We start from the raw sequence: 26,861 nt of genomic DNA, 5'->3' as shown, positions 1-26,861 counted from the left end.
ATCAAAAAAGGAAGCGAAAATAATGTCCCATAAAGAATTATTAAACGAATACATGAATTTATTATTAAATATGTCAGGTACTTTCAAATTACTATCAGAAAAGTCCTCTGAATTTACACATTTAGAACAACACGTAGTGGAGTATATCGCCCAGCAAAAAGTACCTGTAAATTCAAAGATGATTGCTAGTTATTTAAACATTCCTAAGCAACAATTAAGTGTAACTATACGTAACTTAGAACAAAACGGATATATTGTAAAAAAGCAAGATACGGTAGATAAAAGAGCTGTATTAATTTCTCTGACAGAAAAAGCTGAAAAGGTACATTATGAGAGATGGAAACAAATTTATAAAAATTTCACAGTAAACCTCGAAAAGTTATCCGAAGAAGATAGGCGGGATTTAACTTACGGACTATATAAAACAAATACAATGCTCTCAAAAATGTTAAATAACGACTAACTATATTGTTTTATTATGCAACGGAGGATGTTTCATGGTTAAAGAGTTAGATTTACAATCAGTACAAGGTACGATGCTTATTCCCCTATGGGGACGAGCATATGGCAGTGAGAAAAATAAGGATATTTTAGATGATACAGAGGCTATTCGAATAATTAAAGAATGCGATTTTGACTTCTCGACAATAGCAAATACATTTGGCGAATACGGATGTATCACATACATTACTCGTGCACGAAAAATTGATGATACGATAAAACAATTTATAGCAAAACACCCGAACGCCACTATAGTAAATATCGGTTCAGGACTAGATACTACTTTTTCAAGAATTGATAACGGTACAATACATTGGTATAACCTTGATTTACCCGATGCAATCTCTTTTCGCAAGACTTTAATTGAAGATACACCGAGGAATATTAGCATCACTAAATCATTTTTTGATACTTCTTGGTTTGACGATATAAGATATGATCCAAACGACGGTATTCTTTTTATATCAGCAGGTGTATTTTATTACTTTAAAGAAGAAGATTTAAAAGAGATCATAGTTGCTATGTCAAAACGTTTTCCTGGAGGAGAGCTATATTTTGATGCTGAATCAAAATTCGCACTGAACCTTTCGAATGCAACCGTAAAAAAATCTGGTAATAACGGCGCGATGATGTATTTTTATGTAAACAATCCAAAATCAATAGAAAAATGGTCTTCTTCCATAAAAGTATTAAGTTGCTCCCCTTTTTTTAAAGGTATACCTACAAATAAAGATTGGGATGGTAGTACACGTATTATGATGCGAATTGTAAACGTAATAAAGATGTTGAAGTTTGTTCATTTGCGGTTTGAAAAATAATAAATAAAGAAGGCCGCATTACATTTATATTTAGGTTATACATGTTAAACTTAAGAAAAAGGCAGGAACATATTTGATATGTTCCTGCCTTTTTCTTATGGGGTACCGATACATAGTCATATAGCTATGAAAAGCAACTACCCCAAAATGAGAAATTTAGCATCTTAACACCCCTCAAGTGGCTTCTGTATATAATACATTTGAAATTTAATTTTTCTTGATAAATCAAAGATTTCCTGGCATACTCTTAAAATTATTTATGCACGAATAAAATCTCTTCGTAAACGTCCAATTGCACTAAAATATACAAAAATTGAGAAATATGAAAAAGACACTCTTATGAGTGCCCTTCTTAGCAACTAAGTCTGCTGCAGCTTTTACCATAACCCATATGAATTTCGTCTGTAAGAGGAAATTTTAAGTTCATATTTAATTATTAAAATAAGCCGCACCAAAGTTTTCATTAAATCTTTTACACCAAACAGAAACCGAACCATATTCATTTACATCTATCCCTTCAGGAATTTCGTAGTTTTGGTCTCCTTTATTTCCCTTTAATTTTCCTAATTCAATATACTGATAGTTTTTTACGTCTTCATTATTTTTCAAACGATTTGTAGGAACTAATACAACTCGTACATCTGGCCCATTTGATGTTGCAAAATTAGAAAGTCGTAAAACACGTTTTCCATCCGCTAATTGGTGAATTTTTGCCGTTCCAGTTGTTTCATGGACACCGTTTTGAAACTGACCTTCCCTTATTACTCGATCACTTTGTTGCCTTACTTCAGTTGATTGTATCTCTGCTTGTGGCAATGATTCATTTACTTGCTTATCAATAAATAATTTCTCTGGTCGGAACAATGACCATAAAATCCCCAATACAATTATTAAACCACCTATAAGCCATACATATTTTCTTTTCATAAAGTAAAAAACCTCCTGTAACATACTGTGTAGTAGTATGTTAACAAGAAGGTCTTTCATTTTTCTAACGTAAATGTTACAAAAGTCTTTCAGCCATCTTATTTTTTACTGATGTGATGGGAAGAGTGAACCAAAATTCACTTCCCTGCTTACCATCTGCGCGATTCCTTACACCAATTTCCCCTTTGTGTATTTCAATTAATGATTTTGCAATAGCTAATCCAAGTCCGGAACCTCCAGATTGTGAACTTCTTGATCGATCTGTTCTAAAAAAACGTTCAAATACACGTAATTGATCATTTGGAGAAATTCCCATTCCTTCATCCCGCATAGTGAATTGGACCTGTTGAGTTGATTTATTTTCCACTACAGTCAATTCAATTGTTCCAGAGATAGGAGAATATCGAATTGCATTATGTAATAAATTACCTATGACCCTTTCAATTTTACAAGGCATAATCAAAAGTCGAGGTAATGTATCAGGGACATCCAATTGCACATGGATTTGTTTGTCTCCTAATAAGACAGAATGTGACTCTAATACATCTAATAGAACTTTATCTAAATGTGTGAAACTTGGGTGAAAATCTACTTGCTCAAACTCTAACTTTGAAAGATCAAATAAGTCGTTAATTAATCCATTTAATCTTTCTATTTCTTTTAAAACCGTTGCCAAGTATTGCTTTTTTATTTCAGGATCTTCAATCAGGTTATCTTGTAATGCTTCTATCATCATTTGCATGCTAGCCATAGGTGTTCGTAAGTCGTGTGAGATATTGGTAATTAGCTCCTTACGAGAGTTTTCCTGTTCCTCTAACTTAGTAAATCCTTCTTCTAATTTTTTTGCCATCTGTTGAAAGGCTGTTGCCAATTCTTTAAACTCACGTGGTTCTTGCCCAATTATATACATCGTTTCAAAGTGTCTATCACTAAATTGTTTCGTCAATTTTATTAAATTTTGTATAGATTTCATGATAGGACGTGTCATTAACCAATAAATAAACGTTGAAATAATGAATGCCACAAATGCAATTACTGTTAATAACCGCGTTTGTTCCGGTTCAAGTAACATTTTCGTCTCACTATACCATATAGCAATTACCATAATACTGGTACTTAATAGATTCATGAGTAACAATTGAATACGTAATCTCATGTTTCATTTCCTCCATTTGGCTCAAAGCGATATCCTATACCCCAAACCGTATGAATCCAACGATTCTTTATCGTATGCTTTTCGAGCTTTTCACGTAAACGACTCACTAACACGGTAACTGTGTTTGATGCTCCTTCATGTCCAAAATCCCAAATTAATTCAAGAAGCTGCGAGCGAGAAAATACTTGTTTTGGATGCTTTGCCATGAGATAAAGTACCTCAAACTCTTTCACCGTTAACTCCACTTCCTTATCACAAACAAGTACATATCTTGTCTTTGGATATATTTTTAAATCTGGAAACTCTATCAATTCCAATAGAGATTCTTTCGCCTGTATTGGTACATGGCTTCCTCTTCTTAGTATAATTTGAACCCTTAATACTAATTCACGAGGGGAAAATGGCTTTGTTAAATAATCATCTGCCCCCATTGTTAAGCCTAAAATTCGATCCCTTTCCTCTCCCTTAGCAGTTAACATAATAATAGGGACATTTGACTGTTGACGAATTTCCTCGCATAATTCCCATCCATCTTTTTTTGGCATCATCAAATCTAATATAATTAAATCTGGTTGATGTGTAAGAAATAAATCCCAACCTTCTTTACCATTTACAGCGGTATAAACTTCATATTCTTCTCTTTCTAAATACCGTTTGCATACTTCTCGAATATTTTCTTCATCTTCTACAATTAAAATTCTTTTCTTCATATACTATCCTCACTTCTTTTTCACCAATAACACAAAATTTATTTTTTCTATTATCCAATAAAAATATCTTTATAGGTAAAGATATAGAAACTAATCACATAAATAAATCAGAATTCCTCATTTTAGCCTCGAAACGAATGAAGAAACGAATGAAGATTCAGAAAATAGTTCATGTAATACAGATAGTAATCTTAACATTTGATTACTTATATGACTAGATAGGTATTTAAAATAGTAGTTACTAAATTATATAAATTAAAAGGAATGAGTCCGATTCAACATCGAACTCATTCCTTATTAGTAACCTAAATTATTGTATCTAACTTTTCGGATTCAATTCATTTCTGGTTCTCTTTTCAAACTTAGCAACAGAACTGTTACCTATTACTGAACTCTTGATAGATTCCATGCTATAGTATCAGTCCCATTCTCTCCATTACCATATTTCATATAATCGATTAAATATCCTACCTTTAACTTGTTACCATTAGATAGTATGTTCCATTGCTTATGGTATCCAGTGAAATTCTTTGGATATGCATGATTAAATTTAAAAGTACTTGCATTCTGTTTTTGATCTAAATGGATATAACTATCTTGAAGTTTTAAATATGCATAATCTGAATAAATAGGATTTCGAAATTTAATTAATACCTCTTCATCCTTTTTAATTGGTTTTCCAGGTTTAGGTTGACCTACTCTTTCAATAATTACATTCACTTTTTCATCGCTAGATTTTTCAACCCAAAGATACTCCCATTTATTCCCGGCATGATGACTTCCCCAATAAGCTGTATTTCCATATGAAGCTACGGTATAAGGAACCCCTTCTGTAACAAATTCACCTGAATTATCTACTACATAATCTTCAAATTCTTTATTAGCTTTAATTTCAGTATCAATCTTTTGTGTAGGGGTTAGATTGTGTGCGTCATTGATTTCAAATGTAACTTTTCTGTGCGCAGCAATTTCAGATTTAATAGGGTGTATATTTTCTCTAGACTCATATGTAAATCCATTCTCACGTTTAACTAGTGTTACTGTTTGTGACGGAGCATTCCATTTCTTACTATAAGTAGTAGGAATCTCTTTACTCACACCAAATAAACCAGGTAAAATTGTTGCCCTAATCTTTTGCGTCACAGAATCATAACTACCTTCTACTAATGTTGGTTGCTGTAGTTTTGCAAAAGCACCATGTACAGAGTCTTTATGTAAATAACCGCGATTTCCCTGTCCCGCTTTTAAATCGTTCAATGCATCAGTTCCATTATTAGCTGCAACTACTGATACGTTATTAGTACTTTTAGCCTTGTTTACAATATGATTTACTTTTTTCGTATCTATATTTACATGTTGAAAAACTTCGTTATAGGATAAAACTGGCTTATCAGCAAGGGATTTGTCTTTAGGAGTATATATCCTAAACTTTGGTATATTTCCTATATCTGTTTCTAATTGTTCAGTAGCTGCATTTACTCTAGACTCATATCTCCCTGAATCCCCCAAATGCATAATTTCTTCACCTTTTTCAATAGATAAATCCATTGTACTTGTAGGTAAAACTTCAATCGAAAGAAGTTCCCCTTGTTCAACAGCTTTCAATTCATCCAAAGATAAGACAATATTCGCATCTGCTTGTCCTTCTAAACTGTCAATTACTACTTCTGTTTTATTCCGTCCACCTTTTTCTGTACTTAAATAGTTTGCTTTAAAACGATCTTGTGTTGCCTTTACAGTATTAATAATTTTGTTTCCTAAACGAATATTAAAATGAGGCGAAACATTTTCAGCGGATGCTGTTCCTACATTCTTATATTCCAAATGTACCCGTAATTTTGCTGCGTTCGCTGTATCCACAGTTGTTGCAGTAGACCAATCAAAATTATTTGTATAACTCTCCGTTTCCGTAGTTGTTTTTGAATATCCGTATCCCACATTTGCTGAAACACTTCCGGAAGGAACAGGACCGGCTGCTGAGCCTTCTACACCACCTGAACCACTTAAACCTACATTAAATGAATGTTGTGTAGATACACTTTTTTCCCATCCTCTGCTAACTGATCCGCCATTATTATCCGTAATGGTTGCAATAGGAATTACTTCAATTCGTTTGACACCAATTTGCAAATTCGGCATGTTGGCAACTATCGGATTGAAATTAGTATCAGAATCGTTGTTATAATTCTCAACCTCATACATATCAGTAAAAGGATCACCATCCGTATTTGCATTCATAGGATTCGATATAAATTTTGGTTTCCCTTTATCCTTCTCGGGATCCCATACTTTCGCTTCATTTTTTCCAGTTTGTGAATTGAATTCAATTTTATATCCATTCATCTCTAAGTCGTTAGAAATACCATCTTTATCCCAATCGTTGTTTGCCATTTCAATGTTTTGTGTAATGAGTGAACCTATTTCCCCATCAGATCCGAGCGTGAAATTCTTATCTTCTTTTTTTACATTTGCATTCTCTTTGAATATTTCAACTGTACCTCCTGGATTCGGTTGTTTTACATCTGCTAAAGCAGGAGATGCTAAAGTCAGTGCCATCGATACACTACCTAATACACTAATTGCTGGCTTCAATTGTTTCATTGTTATTTTTCCTCCTTGGTTTCTAGGTCAATTAGAACACCTACTAGTAAGATTAATTTCATCATATATAACAAATCTTTCTTTTCTCTCTCATAACTGTTAAAAAAGTCTCTCGTAAATGTTACAAAACACTTACAGAGTTTTTAAAATCTATATATGAAACATTAAAAAACCGTAATATGAAGAATTGATTACAATATATACAAAAAAACAGCTAGCCAAAGCTAACTGCTTACTAATTTATAAAATTTCAGTAAAAGAATGTATTAATTTTGAAGTGTGCAAATTGGAAGAGTGACTTCAACTATAGTTCCCTTATTCACTTCACTCTCAATAAATACCTTCCCCTGGTGTGTTTCAATAATTTTATAACATACCATTAATCCTAAGCCGATTCCCTCTTCCTTAATACTGTAAAAAGGTTCTCCTAAGTATGGTATACGTTCTTTTGGAATCCCACATCCTTGATCGATAAAGCGAATCCTTATTTGATTATTATCAAGTTTATCAAATTGAATCAAAATTTCTCCTCCTGTTGGCATAGACTCAATTGCATTTTTTATAATATTAACAAATACTTGTTTTAATTGATTTCCTTCGCATGGAATCAATGGAATACCAGGTGTAAAATCAATTCTAATTTTTATATTATTCATCATTGCTTGAGGTTGCAGTAGCATTAAAACTTGATCCATTAGCACACTAATATCATTAGGTTGTATCTTTACCACCTGTGGTTTGGCTACCGCCATAAATTCATTAGTAATACTTTCTATACGCTCAATCTCTGATGATACTATATTTATATACCCCTGATTATTCTCAGTTTCCGTTGATTTTAGTAATTGCATAAACCCTTTCATTGCGGTTAATGGATTATTAATTTCATGAGCCATTGCAGTCGCTAATTGTCCTACGACAGCAAGTTTTTCAGATTTCCGTAGTAATTCTTCTGTTTTTAGCCGTTCAGTGATATCACGAGAAATACTCAGGAAAACCTTTTTACCATTTAAGTTAAAAACACGGACACTAAACTCAGTTGTTATTATTTTTCCTGTTGGAAAAGCATATTCATCTTGTAAAGTGAAGGAAGTTTGTCCCTCTCTAATTTTTTCTAACAACCTTACAATCATTTTAGAATCTTGTGGTACTACATTTGGAAATGGTAACGAGAGCAGCTCTTCTCTACTATATCCAAATCTTTTACAACCAACAGGGTTTACCTCAATGAATCGACTGGGAACATAATTTTCATTCAGCTCTACTACATATACTGCATCAGTTGCTTGTTCGATTAGTGCACGGTACTTCATTTCACTATCTTTTAATTGTTGATGTAATCGATGTCGCTCTCTTTCTGCTTGTTTTCTTTCAGAGATGTCTCTACATATTGCAGATAAAGCTATCACATTTCCTCTTACGTCTAATATAGGAGAAACTGTCAGACTGACATCAAGAAGACTTCCATCGTTACGTCGTCTAACAGTTTCTAATCTAGTAACTACGGATTCTCCTGTTAGAATTTTCTGAATATTTTTGAGTGATTCTTCCATTAAGAAATCTGGTACACAAGGTAATCTCTTACCTATGATTTCTTGTAATGACCATCCAAATATCTTTTCATAAGCTTTATTTGCTTGTAAAATATGCCCTTCTCGATCAGAAATGGTAATAGCATCTACATTATGCTTTATAAATGATTCTAGTAATTCTTTGGTAGCTCTTAATTCTGATTCTACCTTTTTCCTTTCGGTTATATCGACTGTAGAACCAACAACTTCAATAACTTGTCCATTTCGTTTAATCGGCCTAAGTGCAATAAGAATAATGGTTTTATCATCTGGCCAGGGTAATTCGAATATAATTTCTTTCCCTTCCCATGCCTGAAGATAATACTTCATCAATTGTGAAACTAAATGTGGTGGAACAATAGAGGCATCAATAGTCCGTAAGCTTTTCCCTACCACCTGTTCAGAGTAAAATCCTTTTTGATAATAAAACTGTCCATCACATAAAGTGTGTATAAAGTGCTTACCCACTTTTTTAAATTTAAAAATCCCTCCTTGAAGCTCATGTACGGTATCTGTAAGTTCTTGCTTGGATTTTTTTAATTCTCGATTCATTTTAGATAAGTCCTGTGTTAAATAATACAATCTCTGGTAGGCTTCCATAAGAAATAGCCCAATTAAAAGTCCTAATGCTATATATAATAAGCCTCCTGTGTAAAGTAATGTAGTATTAAATAATACACCAACTAACCACTTTATTCCGACAAAAACAGAAAAATATAAAAATGCACTTTTAAACGGATGAGGGTTTTTAAAATATGTTTTAAAAGTAACAAATAGGATACCCAAACCTAAATAAGCAATCACAGGAGGTTCCCAGTAACCTCCAATATAAAAGATACGCATTATAATAATGCTAATTAACGTAATCCAACCAGCAATGCGACCAAAGTAAATAAAAGATAAAATAAGAGGAACAACTCGAAGATCGTAGGAAAATCCCATGTATGGAAAAGAAAAGAGCATCAAAGTAACTGCAATAATCCCTCCATAGAATTTTTCGAAATATCGCCTGGAATGAACCAAAAAAACTTGAATAAATATCGCTGCGCTAACTAATAAAGAAAAAATAGAAAGATTGATGAAATAGTCTTTAATAATCATGTAATGTCCCTCCTTGCATTAAAGATATATTCGACAAAAAAACAGAAAATCCTACAAATAATATACACAGTTCAGGTGCAAAAAATATAATTCCGTACATGACAATACATGTAAATAGTATCATATTGATTCAAATCGAAAATCAGGGCATCTTCCATTTGAACCTGTAAATCCCCCAAAAATAAGGTGTTTATTTAAATGTTATGTACAAAAAAACGTAGGAATATTTAATTCCTACGTTTTTTATAAATTAATCAATTCCTTCACTATTACGATTCTTCTAATTCCTCAATTTCGGCTTTTCGCTTTAAAAATATTGCAATATCTTTATTCTCCCTTTCTATTAAACCAAGAGCATGTCTATCATTTAAAGCTAATTCTTTATAACCCCATGTATATTGTATCGTTGTCGCTTTACTATGTTTATGATTCGCAAAATACCATTCTAAAGGTTGTAAAGGGTTCGATACTTCAAACAATTCTGCTGGGTACCATGAAGGCAAGTTTTCATTTTCACCCAAGATTAGATAGTCTAATGCTCCATTCAATGAACTAATACCATAAACCACATATTCCTTATCGGTTTCTAAATTTATAATAGAGTCTCGATTATATCCTTGATCTAATAAAACCTCTGAAAATGTATCTCCTGAATTTTTTATACACATTACCTTCACATACAAGCTCCTATCAACAAAAAATTAATTTTTAAATTTAAAATCATTAAATTCGCCTGTTCTATTATTTTTAAAATAATGAATTGCTACAAGAGTTCCATTCCTAGCCACCTTCTTTGGGTCAACAAGAATCTGTCATTGGTATTCTCGTTAGAACTATTCTTTGTGGATTTGAATTAATTTTTTTCATTGCAAGTCGTTCTTTTAATGTATTTGCAGTGCTTCTACCTGCGGAGTCTCTTCCTAATATTTCAACTTCATATTTTGTATTCTTTGTAGCCTCTTCTAGTTCCTTTTCTTTCTTTTCAGGTTTGCATATATTTCATGTCAAATTACAGAAGTGAGTCAGGCCACTCTAAATCTTAGATTAGAAGAACATGAATAATATTCTTTTTTGAATTGTAATTAAACCTCAGAGTGGCACCTCATACTCAGAACGATTTCCTTACCCAACAGAAGTTAATAAAACATATTTAATTATTGCTTCACCGCTTTGGCTACAAGTGCTGCGTATGCTTCTGCACCTACTTTGGTTAAATGCACACCGTCAGGTGCAAAGTAGTCTTTCTTTCCAGCACTTGCTGCATACCAATCAACTAGAGTTACATTCGGATATTCAGATACCGTTACTTTCAGTCTCTCATTCACGATTGATTCCCACGGACGTGGTACTCTCGTATTAACAAATATGATTTTACGTTCATTTCCAATTACTTTTATTAATGAAACAAGTTGCTCAGTAGTAAAGGCTCCATTTGTACCTAAGCCAATAATGACATAATTTCCTAAATTACCTTCATATTTTAACTGTTCAACTACCGGAATCGCTTTTGACAGCTGGCGACCAATTTGGGCATCAATCCTAATATCAGGAAAAGTATTTTTTAAATACGGAGTAATATCAATCATAACGGAATCGCCTATCGCAGTAACTGTGAGTGAATTTTTAGGTTGCGCAGAATTTACTTTTCTTGATTCCCCTTGTTTTTGAGGCGTCTCTTGATTTGGATTTTCCCAAACTGCAACTGGATGTGGCGCCGGTTGTGTTTGTGCTGCTTTCACCTTATCTTGTTGAGAGTTCTCCTTAGCCTTACTAGCTTTTGATAACCCTACGACCGCTATCGACGAAACGAATAATGTACAAATTAAAGCTAACTTAACACCTAAAGTGACATTTTGAATTCTTAAATTCTTAAACTGAATGTTCCGGAGCGCACCTTGTCGGATTGGTTTTTCAATAAACTTCCATGAAATTTGCGCAATCAATATAATCAAAAGAAATTGAAGGATTGCTCTTATTAATAAAAAATCCCCAGCATTTACCTTTGGAGTCGTCAATGTAAGAATTGGATAATGCCAGAGGTATATGCCATACGATCTTATCCCTATCCAACGTAAAGGTCTAAATCGTAAAAATTGAGCAATACGACTAGCTGGATGAGCTAGATTTGCGACTAACAATGCTGTTGCAATTGATAAGAGAACCATTCCTCCCTTGTTTAGAAATGGATCATATTGATTGGTCTTCCAAAACATAACCAAAATAATAATAAGGGCAATGCCCCCACTACATCAAGAATGAAACGCGCCTTTGGGATAATTTTATTTGCAAGCCTATTGCTTGGCCAAACTAAGGCAAGTACCGCTCCGATAAGTAAGGAAAAGGCCCTCGTATCTGTACCATAATATATTCTGCTCGGATCAGCTCCAGGTTCATACAAAATTGCCATCGCTAAAGCTGAAGCAACGGCTCCCAGACAAATTAATAAAATCATACGGGATTGTTTTTTTATGTAGTAAAGCCCTAAACTAATGATAAACGGCCAAACAACGTAGAATTGTTCCTCAACTGCTAACGACCAAAAATGATTCAATGGAGAAAGCTGGTTAAAATTATCAAAGTACGATAATTTATGATAAATATACCACCAGTTACTAACATAAAATAATGCCGCTAATGAATCTCCGCGCATTTTTTCAAGTAAAGAGCTATGAAAAACCGTAATCCATGCCAACGTTATAACAAGCATTCCTCGAAGCAATCTCCTTGCCCTACTAAGCCAGAATTTTTTTAAATCAATTCTCTTATTTCTCTTCCACTCTATGGCTAGAATATCTGTAATTAAATAACCTGAAAGTACAAAAAATACAGTAACTCCTAAAAATCCTCCAGGCATCCAATTAAAATTAATATGATACAAAATAACACCTAGTATAGATAGGCCCCTTAGACTGTCCAATCCAACCATATAACGACTATTTTTTTAAAAAGGTTTAGTCATCCTACATTCACCTCTTTTTCTTGGAAATTAGGTTAATAATAACGGCACAAAGTACTATTAATCCCCTAAAATCGTATAAGCTAAACTATTGCAAACATCTTTTTGTAAGGCTCTTTTTTTTATCTTTACATGCACAGTAATTAATACTTTAGCACGTTATCTGGCTCTGTTGTGAAAATTTTTAAGCTAGATGTTCTTGTTGCTCTTCCGAAAAAGAGGAATATGATATATAATGTATATTTGAACATTTCCCTGCAAAATAACGTTATAAAGAAGGGCTACTGGTTATGAGCAGCCCCTCTTTTACCTTATTTCACATATACATATGTTTCATTTGAAATCACATTTTATGTCTTGCCCTTACTGTCGTGTATTTTATATTGTAGCGAACCTTGCATCAGAACAATATGTGTTCTGGTGCAAGGTTTTTTTAACTAGAATAAATTCTGGGAAAGCAAATAAGGAACATGACAAATGTGATATTTTAAAGAAAAATAGTTTAAGAAAAATAATAGTAGCCATTTGCTACTATTATTTTTTTCTTTAAGTTATCGTAATATGCCTGAAATTCTAAAGGGACGTGGTATGTCAATTCATCTAACAACCATTATGTGCTGAGTTCGTAAATGCGGAAATTTCATTCGTGATTTTTGAAAAATAAAACAAAAAAGAAAAACTATCTTTGAAAATGGATGAAACCTACATAAATGTCAACTAATCTATGTACGAATTCCTTTGCTTTAGCTAAGTGTTCTAGGAAATAAGGAGCCATATACCGGTCAATTTTTCAATTAACTTGGTGTCTAGTTTAGTGTACCATCTCCAATTAATGCGTTTTTTCAGGTTCAGTTCATTATATTTTCTACTTTGTCTTTATATACAACATATTCTTTTCCATCCACTACTGCTACCACCGCAAATTCATCATTTGGATTGAATGAAAGCCAGTCAGCCCACATGTTTGTATTAGCACCTCCACTCCACATATGATGAACAGTGTTTTTAGTTAAATTCATAACTTTATAAGACGCATTTGGTGCATTTGTTCCAGTCTTTATTTCAAAAGTGTATGCGTTATGGATTTTTTTATAAAAGTAAAAAACGTTTGATGGACGAAGTAGATTCATAAAATCTTGTTCTTTCTTCTCTGCAATTTTTATGCCTTCTAGTAATGTGACAACATCTGCTCTTAATGTTTTCCAACTGTCTTTAGCTGAATTCAAGTTAGGCTTTAAAAATTTATATCTATTTTGATCAACTTTTTCATCAGCTTTATCAATATGCCCCATTACGCCCGAATATTGAGAGTCTAAATCATCCCATTGTGTGGACATATAAGTAAGAGCAGTAATAGCACTATCAATCGTACTATGCATATCACTAATATTATGAAATGCAACTCCGACTACACGATTTAATGTAATTTTATAATCTACAGTTTTACGTAATTCTGCTAAAGCAGGCTCTAATCGACCTAAATTATCTCTAGCAGTACCTATCATTATGCCACCAGAAATAAGCGTGGGGATAAAAGGGACTTTCACCATTATTAACCCATCAGATTCTAATTTTTTATAATAGTTTACTTGTCCTAAAACTTCATCTAAACGCTTTTGATCAGTCTCTACATCAGCTCCTTGGTTTTTTAAAATCGATTGCAAAGTCTCTTTATGGCTTCCAAATACTCTAACATCTTCTCCAATAGCGTTTTTAAATTTAGTTAATTCTTCTATTAATGCCTTTGCAGACTTTTGGTTTCGTTGAATCCCCACCCTTAAATCTGTAATCCCCTTTTTTAAAGTATCCCCATTTCCATTATTGATTGCCTCTACTAATGTTTCATAATAATTTTCAAACTTTGTATCGTATTCAATAATGCCGGTCAAGGTATCTAAAAGCTGTTTTTTTACTTTTGTATTCCATGTAACAGCATGTGCTCTTGCATTCTTTTGATCCTGTACAATTTTACTAGGTAAATCTGCATACCCATTAATAGAAATCCCTTCAAAACTCACATCCGGATTATTAATTAGCAAATAAGAATATTCATTCATAGCCTTTGCAAATAACCCAGCATCTTGTACAGTTTTTTTCATCTTTTCTTCATTTGCTGAAAGAGACCTATCTCCAGTGTTCGTTTGTTCAGTTTCAATTGCAAAGGTTGCTACTGGTGTGACTGCATAGGTAGTTGTCATAATTAAAAATGCTGATACAGCCAGTATTTTATAAGGTTTTTTTTTCATCTTTTCTTATTCCTCCTGTATAGAGTATGATTTCAAGTCCTATTCTTATTAAAAGACGCTGTTGTTGCATAGATTCGATATTATTAAGCAAATCTATATAACCTGTCTCCTATTGATCGATTCTGTTACAAATTTTTAAAAACAAGTAAACTACATGTCTATCTTTTTATTTGGATACAACTTATATATAAGTGAAAGGCGAAGTCTTTAATGAGACTCCGCTTTTTTAATATATAAGGATTTATTAATTACCGCTTTACTGTTTATCAGTGTAATCATAGACTCTCTATGTTATGGGGCACTTTGCAACAGAATAAATATTTCCCTATTTTTGTGGAGTAACTGTTTCCACTTTTAATTCCTTTATTCCTTCTTTTAATGTAACGGCATCTGTTCGTAATGTTTTCCAACTATCTTTCGCTGCATTTAAATTAGGTTTTAAGAATTTAAATTTATTTTGATCCGCTTTTTGAGCTGCATTCTCAATATGCCCTAGAACGCCCGAATATTGAGAATCTAAATCATGCCACTGCGTTGACATATAAGTAAGAGCGTTAATAGCATCATCAAGTGCCTTGTGCATTTCATTAATATTACTATAAGCAACTCCAACTACACGATTTAATGTTACTTTATAATCCACGGTCTGACGTAATTCTGCTAATAAAGGCTCTAACTTACCTAAGTTGTCTCTTGCTACTCCCACTATAATACCGCCAATTATTGGTAGACCCAAAATAGCACCCTTCATTACATTAAACCCATCAGATTCTAATTGTTTATAATAGTTTACTGATCCTAATACTTCTTCTAGACGCTTTTGATCTGCATCAACATCTGCACCTTGGTTTTTTAGAATCGATTGCAAAAGATCTTTATTGCCTCCAAATGCTCTAACATCTTGTCCAATAGAGTCTCTTAATTTAGTTAATTCTTCTATTAATTGTTGTGCGTACTTTTGGTTTTGTTGAATTTCACCTCGTAAATCTGTAATTCCTTCTTTTAAAGTTTCTCCATCCCCTGTATTAATCGCCTCAACCAATGTTTCATAATAATTGTCGAACGTGGTATCATATTCAACAATACCAGTCAATGTATCTAAAAGCTGTTTTTTTACTTTCGTGTCCCAAGTAACAGCATGTGCTCTTGCATTCTTTTGATCTTGTACGATTCTACCAGGTAAATCTACATATCCATTAATAGTAATTCCTTCAAAATTTACATCAGGATTCTTAATTAACATATAAGAATAGGCATTCATAGATTTTGCAAATAATCCAGCCTTTTGCAAGGTCTCTTTCATTCTCGCTTCATTTGCAGAAAGAGCCGTATCTCCATTGTTCGTTTGTTCAATTTCACTTGCAAAAGTTGCTACTGGTGAGACTACAGAAGTTGCTGTCATAGTTAAAAGAGCCGATGCGACGATTAGTTTGTACGGGATATTTTTCATCATTTTATATTCCTCCAATATAATTTTTCATTTTCAGTTCTATTCCTGTTTAAAAGCAATGTCTTTTGAAATGAATTCTGCATCTTTATGAATATCATTCCAACTTTCTTTAGCAGCTTTTAAATCATCCGGTATTAAAGAGAATTTGTGGTCTTGCATAGAATCGATATTATCCAGTAAATCTGTATAATTTGCGCCCATTGTATTCCATTGCTTTTGAATATTTGTTAGAGACAATATCGCTTGATCTACAGTCTGGTACAGATATGCCAATGTTTCTTTCGCGTTAGTAAGCGAAAGAACTGCTTGATTAGCACGATCTGCTTTCATACTTAATTCTCCGATTTTGTTAGAAATTTCGTTATAGGAGTCCATATGCTTAGATGCCGTGACACCAGCCGCAGTTCCTAGACCGATACCAGCTGCTCCAAGAGCTGAAAGTCCACCAACAACAGCCGGTGTTGCTGTACCACCAGTTACAACAATTACAACCGCTCCTCCAATAGCTGCAATAACTAAAATAGCTGCTCCCAATCCACCACCAATTGACCATGCTAATACATCATCAAAATGTTTTTTCTGAGTAGAACGAAGTTGCTCAATTTCAGCTTGAAGTTGTGGAATCGTTGCCTGTTGACCTGCTAATATTGCAGTTAATCCACCTTTCCCATCTGGACCACCAACATTATTTTTAAAATCTGCAGAATTTTCATATAGTTTCCCTTTGAAGTCTTGTAGCATCTTAATTACATCTGTAACCTCTTTTGAATTTGTATTAATTGTAGTAATTAAATCATTTATGCCCTCTTTTAGACCCGCCTTATCTTTCTTTTGTACTGTATCTACTAAAGTGTCGTAATAATTTTGAAATTGTTCATCGTAATTTACAATATTACGAGCTGTTTTTTGAATCTGTGTCTTCGCTGTATCTAACCAATAATTCGCATTTATTCGTGACAGTTCTTGATTAAGGTGAATATTTTTGAGCAACTCTCCTCCTTCTGATCCTAAATCGATATTAGATAAATTTACATTCGGTTGCTTAATCATTGTTTTTGCGTACAAATCCATTACAAGAATATGAGAACCTGTTTCAGCCAATGCTTTCTTCAGTCCCTCAGGACCTAAAGCATAATTGCCTACTTTTTGTTCTTGAGCGGTCGTTTCTTGTGCAAATGCATGAATAGTGTTACCAGTAGTAGCAGTTATAACCGTTGCCAGAGTGGCTAAAGTTAGCACTTTGAATGGGAATTTTTTCATCACTTTTCTCCTTCTTTCGCTAGATTCTTATAATCTTTATAGTTTTTTCAAAAACGTAATATCAAAATTTGTATACCTGTTCTTCAAGGTAACTTATTACATTTTTTAATTGTCTTAATGTATCTTTTTGAGACTGCTCGTTAGTTGCATCAACATTAGTAGATAATTTTGTAATGTTATTTTTTATTAAATCTAAATCTTCTTTATAGCGCTTTAGTAGGTCAAGTTCTACTTCTACTTGATTTGCAAACGTATGCAAATCATTTTGTGAAAGAAGAAGCATTGATTTTTGTAAATCTGCTATTGATAGTTTCGTTGTTAAATCATATATTTTTTGGTTTTGTTTCTCTAAGTCATCTAAATATGCTCGCTGCTCTGCTGTTAGTTTATTTACTTCTGCGAAGACACCAAATGTTTTCTTAATTTTTTCAGTATCAATGGCTTTCATCAGGTCATATTCTTGCGTTTTTGCGGCTGCAGCTGCAGCTATTTCACCTTGTTTGCTTTTCTCAATTGCTTCACGAGCTGCTTTTTTTGCCGATTCAATTTCTAGAGCTGTTTTACCTTGCTCTGTCGCTTCTTGCGCTGCTTTTTTCTCAGCTTCTAGAATAGAGTTGTTAATTTCTTTTCCTTTGTTATACGCTGCCATCCCTGCTTGAGCAGCCGGTTCAATAATTTCTTTTGAAAGACTATAAACTTCTTTGAATATAGCAAATCCCTGCTCATTTAAAGCTCCTGGTATTAATGCAATTTGTTGTAAATCATTTTGAATTGCTTTTTTGGTATTTAATATTTCATTTTTTAACTGATCTATTTTTCCTGTTCCATCTGTACCTAATATGCCTTGCGCAGTTGCCACATTAGTATCGAAATCTTTTAATTTTTTATCAAGCTGTAATTTAAGATCAGTTAACTCATTAATTTGTCGTTGCGCATTTTCTTGATTCGTCATAGCCATTTCTTGAAGTACTTCAAGTCTATCCACAAAACCTTCTCTATCTTCTTTATTGTCTACATACGATTTTAATGTCGGATAATAGCTATTAAATTTTGTTACAAATCCTTTGCTTTTTGAATTTAATAGAATTAACTGTGGATAGAGTTCCGATGACCATTCCTTCATATCTTGTTTGATTAGGAATTGATTTGTATTTAAAGCTGGAACTTCCTCTAGCTGTACATTAGGACTCATTAAAGATTGATCAATATACGTTTGGATTAATTTAGATTGCGCACCTAATTTTCGTAATGATGAAGAAATATCCATGTTTTCCTGTTGAGTTTCTGCTTGAACGATTGGTGTTGCGAGAGTATTGATAGGAATAGTCGCTCCAGTTACAATGGATGTTATTAAAAATCCTGTCATTATTTTATTCTTCATTCCGTACACTCCTTTACCATTTTTTTCTATAAATTGATTCATATAACTTGTACGACCTAGCACTAGGCTCTCTCTTTGTACACGGATGAGGAAAGAGAAGTCTTTCAGATAGGGTGTTATCCTTATTTTTTACTTCTAATAGGATGTAAGAATTTTACTCATCTCTCATTTAGATACTCTATTTTTCAAAAATAAACAATAAAAATTCATCAGCTATATTTGAATTAGACACCCAATGGGTAGTAAAATATTAATTCTCCCATAGAGTTGCGGTTTAACTTACAGAACCGCGAGGATAGATAAACCAATGCTGACAGTTAATCCTGTTTTTACCTTGTTTAATATCAATTACATAACATGTCTCTTAGTTTTGTCAGCAAGAGCCTTACAAGACTACAAAAGATGAACTTATACTGTACATTGCTTATACTTTTATTGCGGAATAAATTCACTTTTGTTATGCAAAAACTTAGAACACTTTTATTACAAACTTGATCATTTTGAGATTCTAGGTCTCTCATTAATTAACTGATTATTAAGAAAATTATTTTCGACATAATGTTACTTACAACTTCGCTATACTCCTATTAGCGTCATCTTCTCCTTTCTCTCTGGTCATACCAGTTATGTTGTTCATTAAAACATTAAATTTTTAATGCGTAAATAGCAAAATTTTGTCGATTGTACTCAATAATTTAACTGTTAAGTAAAAACACGAGCCAAAAACATTATACAAATATAATTAATTAAAAATTTCACCTCTGTAATTGTAATGATTACAAATTAATATATATAAGGTTAAAAAATAACTATTTTAGCTTAACCAAGAAATTATATTTTAGAAAAAATACTTATAGAATAATTTAATAGGTTTTTTTATACTTTTTTACCTTTATTTAGTTATGTATAATTGCATAAAACATAGATATATCATGTGATATATGTTACATTATTAATTTTTACGAAATATACCCTAATATCAACATTAATAAATATTTAAAATGGAGATATTAATCTATAAACTTATCCATAGTTATAACCATAGATTTTAAAATATAAAATAGCTGCAAAGCTTTCTTAAAAATCCTTTGCAGCCTCCTGTTTTTTTGTTTTCTTTAGAAAAATAGTGTTTCAAGTTAACAATATGGTATAAACATTTCCATTGTGCTTTTGCTTGGATATATGTTTCATGGACTCTTCAAAAGCTATTTGTTTGAGCTGACGTCAGACTCGTTTGTCTAATTCAGAACTATACTGATAAATCCAGCGCCTAATTATTATTTAAAAAATAGATAAGCTTCGTTTCTCCATTATTTTTGCCAACTCCTGAAAATTGAAACTGTTCCGCTAACAAGATAATATCAGGTTGATCATACGTCTATTTGAATACAAGTTCCTTATCTAAACAAATCACACACTTTTTCTAGAGTAATAAGCTCAGTATTTTCAAGTTTTAGAGATTACTTACACCTATTTTTAAGTTTTTACATTGAGACCAGATAACAAGCCTATATTATTGTATATTTTTCACGGTACTGTCTAGGGGTCATGCTAGTAATTTTTTTGAAAACCCTCGTAAAATAACTTTGGTCATTAAAGTTAAGCCAAGCACAGATATCTGATAGCGAATAAGTAGTTAGAGTTAATAATTTTTTTGCTTCTTCCACTCGTTCCCTTTGAATATATTCGCTTAAAGTAATTCCCATTTCTTTTTTAAATAGTTTAGACAGATAAGTAGGGGTAATTTCCAAATGATTAGCAAGTTCATTGAGAGTTATTCCATCGTAAACATTTTTATTAATATGTTTCATACATGTAGTAACCGCGTATGAATACTTTTGTGCATTGAATTCTTTCACACGATCTGCAAAGGTACGTAAAGCGTCTCCTGACAATCGCTTTGCAGATTCTACGTTATCTAATTGTTCCAGAGTTTGTATATATAAAATACTATGAGCAAAAGCAATATCTGGTGGCAGGTTTCCTTCTATCGCATATCGAGTAGCTAAGGTAATCGCAATAATTCCAAGGTTTTTTTGGTTCCTGAGCGGATCCTCTATTAACGTCAGTTCAACATCCTCTTGTGAAACTGCATACATATACTGTATTAACTTTTTTTTATTTCCTTCTTTGATAGTCAAAAAGAAATCATTTACTAATGCCATGTTGTGAGTTTTAGGTTTGTTTTGTCGGCGTTTTAAAATATATAAATCAGGTTTCACAATTTTATTAGGAACTTCCTCTAGTACTTTATTTTTTTCTAAAACAATACCCACATCTAACTTTTCATTGAAAATCATGTAATGTAATAAAATTCCCATATCAATTAATGTAGTTTTTTTAATCTCAGATAAACACTGATAATAGGCTAGTCTTTCTTGAATTTTATCATTTGATTTAAATTCTTTTTGAAGTTTTATGGTCATATCATCTGAACCTTTTGGATGTATAGTGGGACCGATAATAATAGTCCCTTTAATGTGATCATGATTTTCTATATGTATTAGAACAAAATTTTCAAGATAGCTGTTACATCTGAAAAGTGGTAAGTTAAAGGGATCGTTTTCTTGATAAATATCACTAAGATGTTCTTCTTTTGAAGAATAAAAAGGACTATAAACATCATCAGATGTAGAATGATATAAAATTTTTTTGTCTGTAGATAAAATATGTACAGGGGCATTAAATGCTTTATGTGCAAGATCACACAAGTGTTGTATATCGATAGAAGTATTCATTACATTCTCCTTTTAAGTAAATTATTTGATAAATTTCCGCTTTGTTCCTTTTATAGTTTCATAATATATATTCTGCTAGGTATAATTCACGACAAATAATACTATAAAATATCAAATTAGTACAATTTACGACAAAATATTACTATATCTTTTTTATGAAAATCATATATTATTTAATTGTAATTAGCATCTAAATATCAGAGTAGATAAGAAAATGAAATGAATGAAGGTCATTTCTTAATTCTACAAGATCTAATCATTACACTTGAGAAAACAGTGAAGAACATACAAAATACAGTGGTACTCCATGCGAGGACCAAGCTGGAAAAAAGATTCAAAATACAGCGAAAGTAACAAGAGATACTGTACCACCACAAAAACCAACAATCAAAATTTCAATTCAATTACTTGTACAAATTGAATTCCAAAAATAGATAATGCTAATTTAAATGTAAAACTGAAAACCTACTGTGTTTCAAATTTTAGACAAAGATAACAAAAAGTCGGGAAATTAACAACAGAGGACAATGATAAGACTATTTATGAACCACTATGCTTCGGAAAGTACACGTTGGAAGAAATTCAAGCACCAAATAGATCTACGTTATTTAAAGATCTAATTGAGAGAAGAATCTTATCATCAGTACAAAAATAAAAAAAGAAAACATAAAAAACGAATGGAATATTTAAAATTCTGGCGATATAGGGACAACTATTTTTATCTAATCCCCACAATATTACTTGTCCCAACATTAGTTTTATTTTCCACAAATGAGGAAGAAATATATAGATTTCAAAAATACTAGGAATTGCAGGGGAGATAGAACATATGAATAAACTTTATTTATATGTTGTTCATCTTTGTATTATTAATCTTTATGCTACCTAGCTTTCATACCGCACCACATCAACATATTCTTAATTTTCCACTTTATTTTTAATTAAGAATCAAAATACCTTTAAATGAAGTTATATTATAGTTTATTAAATACTATAAATAAAAACAAAATGCTATTTAAACACCCTCTGACTACTCATATAAGGTTTTTTCTCTAATGATACCTATGGTATTAACTCCACTTTAAAGGATCATTTTAAAAGAATTTGAGAAGCCATTTTTCTAGTTCACCATCAAAAATCTTGAAATTTATGTAAAAAAGAACCCGTTTTATATATAGTTTCTTTTTTCATTTCTTTAACTTAGTCTAATCTATATTGGCCAGTTAATTGTTCCTCAGCCATTCGAGCTAAGTGTAATTATTCTAATCATTAACACCTTTTTTCTTTAAATTCTTTAGACCCTATCCTTGTTTATATGAATAGCTTTCTTATTCGAAAATAGATTTTTAAAAATTCCTACCCCTACAATTAATACACCTATTCCAACTAATTTATTTATTTGTATTGGAACGCTCTCCATTCCAAACAATCCGAATGTATCAATACATAATGCAACAACTAATTGTGTAATAAGACTAATTAACACCGTATACGCTGGACCTAAACTCTTTATTGCACCCATTATACAAATAATTAATCCAATGCCAAAAAATCCACTTATATAAAACAAATAATTTGTAGTGTAAAAATTAATGCTAATACTTTTCTCTGTTATGATATAAAATAGACCAGAACTTATGAGACCTATTCCAAGAACACATGCAGTTGTTAACCACTGTCCTACACATTCATTGACCTTTGTGTTAAAAACAGATTGTAAGCTAATTAATACTCCAGCAAATATAGCTAAACTAAATCCAATCAAAATATTCCTCTCCCTTTCATTGCTCATATATATTATCTTTAGCAACTTCCTTCATTCTAGAAAAATCTTTAATTACGATAACTCCATTTTTCTTTTCAATTAATTTTTCTTTATTTAATTTTTGTAACACCCGAATTACGTGCCTATAACTTACTCCTATAAAATCAGCAATACTTGATATGGAAGTTGCATCTAAATCCTCTTTATACATATTTCCGTTACTATCGGTTGAAATTGATAGTAAATAACTAGCTACACGCACTTCTACTGGATAAAGTAAATTTAGAGCTGTAAAACGGGTCGATATTTTTAACGTGTTCGCAATGTTTTCAAGCAAGAAGTTCATAAATATAGGATCATGTAATAACTTGTTTCTAATAACCGTATTGGAAATGGAGATAGCTACAACATCTGAACAAGCTTCAACGACATTATGAGTCTTGCTTTTTTGTATCAATTCAAGATCACCAACAACCGCCAATGGATTGATAAAGCGAAGAATTAGTTTCTTTCCTTCTGGTGTAATCGTATAAACTTTTACTTTACCTTTCACTACAAAATATAAACGATCCATTTCGGCATCTATATTGCAAATAAACTTGCCTTTTTCAAAATGATTTATTTGAAAATAAGCTGTATCTATTTCTGAAAAAATCTCAAATATTTTATTAGTTTTCAAATAATGAATAATTAAATCTGATCTATTCTCCATTCTCATTTCCTCCTTCTATTCACATATTAAATATTACAATCCCTATAATCATTACTATTGTTCCCACAATATGATATCTCTCCATCTGTATCTTTTTTATATGGAACAGTCCTTTTATTTCAATGAAAGTTGCTGTTAACAATTGAGCAACCATAAGTGTGCCAGCTGTCAATGTAACCCCCATTGAATATATCGCCATAGTTTCTGCACAAATAATGAATCCACCAAATGCACCGGCTACTAAATATGTTTTTTTCACACCCTTTAAATCCGTTACTTTCTCTTCTTTCTTTAACAAAAATATAGTTATTGCAATAAGGAACCCAATTAAATGCGTTATAATACTCGTTGACCATATGCCGATATGTGAACTAAGTTTCGCATTAAAGGTTCCTTGAAGTGTTATACATACACCAGCAAAAACAGCAAATACAATGCCTTTCAAAAAATCATCTCCTAATTTTTTATTTCTAACTTAATTAAAAGCTATGACCCTAAAAGGCAAAAGGACAAATGTCACATCACTATGAAAATAATTAGAAATGAACAAAAAACACATCTCAAAAATTTGAGATGTGTTTTTATATTTTTATTAATATATAATTTTTTACATATTATAACTACGCTACATTAACAGTCTTCTTCATAACAAACTTTGCAAATAAGAAACGCACAAGCGGCCCCATAATAATTAATTGTAATGGATAAGCCATAATGAAATTTTTAATAAAAATTGAAAAATAACTTGAAACAAATGATTCCCCTTGTAGTCCACCATGTAAATACATCATAGCCATTCCGTAAAATGACATAAAGAAAACCATTCCGATTACCATAGCTGTAGCCATCGCTACTATAATATTTATTTTCTTCGATTTATTAAACGTTATCGCGAATACAATTTTTTTCGCACAAGGTCCAACGATACATATCTCAATTAATAACGCAATCATAAATCCAATTAGTAGTTCTAATGCGATCTCCTTAATATGAATTGGCCCTCCTGCTCCGTTCAATAATAAATTGTAAAACGTCATTACGATAACCATCCCTAGGCACATCATCATACCGAATTGGAGGCTTTCCTTTCTTGTTGTTGGCAACTTTCATCATCCCTTCTCTTTGAGTCTTTGCCATTATATCGATATTGGAAACTCCTTCGTAAGTGAACATTTCGAAAGCGTTTACGTGTATTTCTGTCACTCTTCACTCAAATCTTCCCATTCTATAACTGTATGTTTATAAAGGTTTTATATATTTCAATGTTGAATTACTAAATTTAACATTGAAATATATTACTACTAGGAGGATAACTATGAATGAAGCAGAATTTTACGCATATCACATCGTTACAAAGAAAAAAATGAATATCGGACAAATCATTCATTTTGATAAAAATCAAACTAATACTTTATATCACTTCTTTTTTGAAAGAGAACAATTAAATGCTACTGGCGAAGATTCTATTCAAATTTTAAAAAGCAATTATATAGATAACGAACTACATATAAATAATGAAAATGCTCAAGTAGTTATGAATTATACGGATCAAACAATTAGAGCTGTTAGGGAAACGATTGTCGAAATGGTTAGGCTGCAAGAATATCCTGAATACCCTTCAAGGTTGTCTTGCTTATATGCTTCTAAAAGCTATGAAGATGCTTTGAAATGGAAAGCGTTATTTGATTCTTACAACCGAGATGTTTTACAGATTGTTAAGCTACTAGTGAGTGGAAATTCTTTTGAAAGCGACGGAAATCTTTTACCAAAAGAAGATGGTATTTCTTTCTCCAGAAAAATTGAACAGGCTAGAGACTATTGGAAAGGAAATAGCAAAAGCGAATTACCTGAGCTACTGATTAATGGGAAAATTCAGGTGGTGGAAATTATCAATGATTTTTCCAAAATTAAAATTTAATTCTTGGCTAAATATTAGAGAATGGAGATTACAATGATGAAAAAGGTGTACTTCAATCATGATGGTGGTGTAGATGATCTAATTTCACTATTTTTATTACTCCAGATGGGTAATGTCGAACTTACAGGTGTTTCAGTTATCCCTGCAGATTGTTATTTAGAACCCGCAATGTCTGCAAGTCGTAAAATTATTGATCGCTTCGGCAAAGGTAATATCGAAGTAGCAGCGTCAAACTCTCGTGGAAAAAATCCATTTCCGAAAGACTGGCGAATGCATGCATTTTATGTAGATGCTTTACCCATTTTAAATGAGTATGGAAAAGTTGCAACACCTGCAGCAGCCAAACCTGCGCATCATCATTTAATAGAAACTCTTCTACAAACGGAAGGAAAAACAACTTTATTATTTACAGGGCCGCTAACTGACCTAGCCCGTGCATTATATGAGGCTCCTATAATCGAAGATAAAATTGAACGTCTCGTTTGGATGGGCGGTACATTTCGGGCTGCAGGCAATGTACATGAGCCGGAACACGATGGAACGGCTGAGTGGAATTCGTTTTGGGACCCTGAAGCAGTAGCTCGTGTATGGGAGGCGAAGATTGAAATCGACTTAGTAACACTAGAAAGTACAAACCAAGTTCCGTTAACAATAGACATACGTGAACAGTGGGCAAAAGAGCGTAAATATATTGGTGTTGATTTCCTTGGTCAATGCTATGCGATGGTTCCTCCTCTCGTTCACTTTTCAACGAACTCTACTTACTATTTGTGGGATGTATTAACCGCTGCGTTTGTTGGGAAAGCTGACCTTGCAAAGGTACAAACGATTAAAAGTATTGTTCATACATACGGACCTAGCCAAGGGCGTACAGTGGAAACTGATGATGGGCGACCTGTAAATGTCGTTTATAATGTAAACCACAATGTTTTTTTCAACTATATAACTGACTTAGCAAAGAAAGCTTCCACTTGAAATTCTATCTATACGAAAAATAAATAAAGTCGTATAACTTCAGATGATAAGCCTGCAAAAAAACTCAAATTGGTT

General features: G+C 32.4%; 19 protein-coding genes and 2 pseudogenes. 5 read left to right on the top strand and 16 right to left on the bottom strand.

Features of this window, described 5'->3' with window-relative positions:
- Window positions 1-22 precede the first annotated feature (22 nt).
- Together ACS2MN_RS02445 and ACS2MN_RS02440 are read left to right on the top strand one after the other, a co-directional pair.
- A complete protein-coding gene (locus tag ACS2MN_RS02445; protein ID WP_000018441.1) occupies window positions 23-463 on the top strand; it encodes a MarR family winged helix-turn-helix transcriptional regulator in 441 nt (146 codons plus the stop codon).
- A 34-nt stretch (window positions 464-497) separates the two neighbouring features.
- Window positions 498-1,319 (top strand): class I SAM-dependent methyltransferase, encoded by an 822-nt coding sequence (locus tag ACS2MN_RS02440; RefSeq protein ID WP_000237904.1) that lies wholly within the window; start codon window positions 498-500, stop codon window positions 1,317-1,319.
- A gap of 429 nt (window positions 1,320-1,748) precedes the next feature.
- Here the strand turns inward: ACS2MN_RS02440 and ACS2MN_RS02435 are convergent, their stop codons facing one another.
- From ACS2MN_RS02435 to ACS2MN_RS02405, 7 genes and pseudogenes are all read right to left on the bottom strand, one after another.
- Window positions 1,749-2,246 carry a DM13 domain-containing protein gene (locus ACS2MN_RS02435; protein WP_000824736.1) on the bottom strand — a complete coding sequence of 166 codons (498 nt, stop codon included), beginning with the start codon at window positions 2,244-2,246 and terminating at the stop codon, window positions 1,749-1,751.
- 76 nt (window positions 2,247-2,322) lie between these two features.
- On the bottom strand, window positions 2,323-3,402 hold the full coding sequence (locus tag ACS2MN_RS02430; protein ID WP_346994212.1) for a sensor histidine kinase: 1,080 nt from the start codon (window positions 3,400-3,402) through the stop codon (window positions 2,323-2,325).
- Window positions 3,399-4,112 (bottom strand): response regulator transcription factor, encoded by a 714-nt coding sequence (locus tag ACS2MN_RS02425; protein WP_000746048.1) that lies wholly within the window; start codon window positions 4,110-4,112, stop codon window positions 3,399-3,401. Before ACS2MN_RS02425 ends, ACS2MN_RS02430 begins: the two co-directional genes overlap by 4 nt.
- A 384-nt stretch (window positions 4,113-4,496) precedes the next feature.
- A complete protein-coding gene (locus ACS2MN_RS02420) occupies window positions 4,497-6,713 on the bottom strand; it encodes a binary toxin-like calcium binding domain-containing protein (RefSeq protein WP_346994213.1) in 2,217 nt (738 codons plus the stop codon).
- A 266-nt stretch (window positions 6,714-6,979) separates the two neighbouring features.
- Window positions 6,980-9,385, bottom strand: a complete 2,406-nt coding sequence (locus ACS2MN_RS02415; protein ID WP_000584275.1) for a PAS domain S-box protein — start codon at window positions 9,383-9,385, stop codon at window positions 6,980-6,982.
- 269 nt (window positions 9,386-9,654) lie between these two features.
- The gene (locus ACS2MN_RS02410; protein ID WP_346994214.1) at window positions 9,655-10,062 is read right to left on the bottom strand and encodes a hypothetical protein; all 408 of its coding nucleotides are present in this window, start codon (window positions 10,060-10,062) and stop codon (window positions 9,655-9,657) included.
- Window positions 10,063-10,539: 477 nt separating this feature from the next.
- Window positions 10,540-12,311 (bottom strand): annotated as a pseudogene (locus ACS2MN_RS02405) (acyltransferase family protein).
- Window positions 12,312-12,825: 514 nt separating this feature from the next.
- Here ACS2MN_RS02405 and ACS2MN_RS02400 point away from each other — a divergent pair.
- Window positions 12,826-12,956 (top strand): annotated as a pseudogene (locus tag ACS2MN_RS02400) (IS6 family transposase); the annotation flags it as partial.
- 233 nt (window positions 12,957-13,189) lie between these two features.
- Here ACS2MN_RS02400 and hblB read toward each other — a convergent pair.
- The 9 genes from hblB to ACS2MN_RS02355 all read right to left on the bottom strand — a co-directional run bounded on the left by hblB (window position 13,190) and on the right by ACS2MN_RS02355 (window position 24,996).
- A complete protein-coding gene (hblB, locus tag ACS2MN_RS02395) occupies window positions 13,190-14,587 on the bottom strand; it encodes a hemolysin BL regulatory component HblB (protein WP_088055984.1) in 1,398 nt (465 codons plus the stop codon).
- A gap of 325 nt (window positions 14,588-14,912) precedes the next feature.
- Window positions 14,913-16,040 (bottom strand): hemolysin BL binding component B, encoded by a 1,128-nt coding sequence (hblA, locus tag ACS2MN_RS02390; RefSeq protein WP_000977258.1) that lies wholly within the window; start codon window positions 16,038-16,040, stop codon window positions 14,913-14,915.
- A 36-nt stretch (window positions 16,041-16,076) separates the two neighbouring features.
- Window positions 16,077-17,297, bottom strand: a complete 1,221-nt coding sequence (hblD, locus tag ACS2MN_RS02385; RefSeq protein WP_346994215.1) for a hemolytic enterotoxin HBL lytic component L1 — start codon at window positions 17,295-17,297, stop codon at window positions 16,077-16,079.
- 61 nt (window positions 17,298-17,358) lie between these two features.
- On the bottom strand, window positions 17,359-18,678 hold the full coding sequence (gene hblC / locus ACS2MN_RS02380; RefSeq protein WP_016108361.1) for a hemolytic enterotoxin HBL lytic component L2: 1,320 nt from the start codon (window positions 18,676-18,678) through the stop codon (window positions 17,359-17,361).
- Between the two features lie 1,508 nt (window positions 18,679-20,186).
- The gene (locus ACS2MN_RS02375; RefSeq protein WP_087950009.1) at window positions 20,187-21,416 is read right to left on the bottom strand and encodes a helix-turn-helix domain-containing protein; all 1,230 of its coding nucleotides are present in this window, start codon (window positions 21,414-21,416) and stop codon (window positions 20,187-20,189) included.
- 1,294 nt (window positions 21,417-22,710) lie between these two features.
- Window positions 22,711-23,181: a DMT family transporter gene (locus ACS2MN_RS02370; protein WP_087950329.1), complete on the bottom strand. Its 471-nt coding sequence runs from the start codon at window positions 23,179-23,181 to the stop codon at window positions 22,711-22,713.
- Window positions 23,182-23,197: 16 nt separating this feature from the next.
- Window positions 23,198-23,893 (bottom strand): Crp/Fnr family transcriptional regulator, encoded by a 696-nt coding sequence (locus tag ACS2MN_RS02365; RefSeq protein WP_142348937.1) that lies wholly within the window; start codon window positions 23,891-23,893, stop codon window positions 23,198-23,200.
- 19 nt (window positions 23,894-23,912) lie between these two features.
- Window positions 23,913-24,338 carry a DMT family transporter gene (locus tag ACS2MN_RS02360; RefSeq protein WP_000676419.1) on the bottom strand — a complete coding sequence of 142 codons (426 nt, stop codon included), beginning with the start codon at window positions 24,336-24,338 and terminating at the stop codon, window positions 23,913-23,915.
- A gap of 175 nt (window positions 24,339-24,513) precedes the next feature.
- A complete protein-coding gene (locus ACS2MN_RS02355) occupies window positions 24,514-24,996 on the bottom strand; it encodes a hypothetical protein (RefSeq protein WP_001143434.1) in 483 nt (160 codons plus the stop codon).
- A 212-nt stretch (window positions 24,997-25,208) separates the two neighbouring features.
- Between ACS2MN_RS02355 and ACS2MN_RS02350 the strand changes: the two genes are divergently transcribed.
- Together ACS2MN_RS02350 and ACS2MN_RS02345 are read left to right on the top strand one after the other, a co-directional pair.
- Window positions 25,209-25,811: a DUF2441 domain-containing protein gene (locus tag ACS2MN_RS02350; protein ID WP_438894652.1), complete on the top strand. Its 603-nt coding sequence runs from the start codon at window positions 25,209-25,211 to the stop codon at window positions 25,809-25,811.
- A gap of 33 nt (window positions 25,812-25,844) precedes the next feature.
- Complete coding sequence (locus tag ACS2MN_RS02345) at window positions 25,845-26,786, top strand: nucleoside hydrolase (protein WP_043321826.1); 942 nt, start codon at window positions 25,845-25,847, stop codon at window positions 26,784-26,786.
- The last annotated feature ends 75 nt before the right edge of the window (window positions 26,787-26,861 follow it).

The organism is Bacillus cereus group sp. BceL062, assembly GCF_051780025.1.
Classification (GTDB): Bacteria; Bacillota; Bacilli; order Bacillales; family Bacillaceae_G; genus Bacillus_A; species Bacillus_A toyonensis.
The sequence above is the reverse complement of the archived record's forward strand: the minus strand, read 5'-3'. Positions and strand labels throughout refer to the sequence as shown.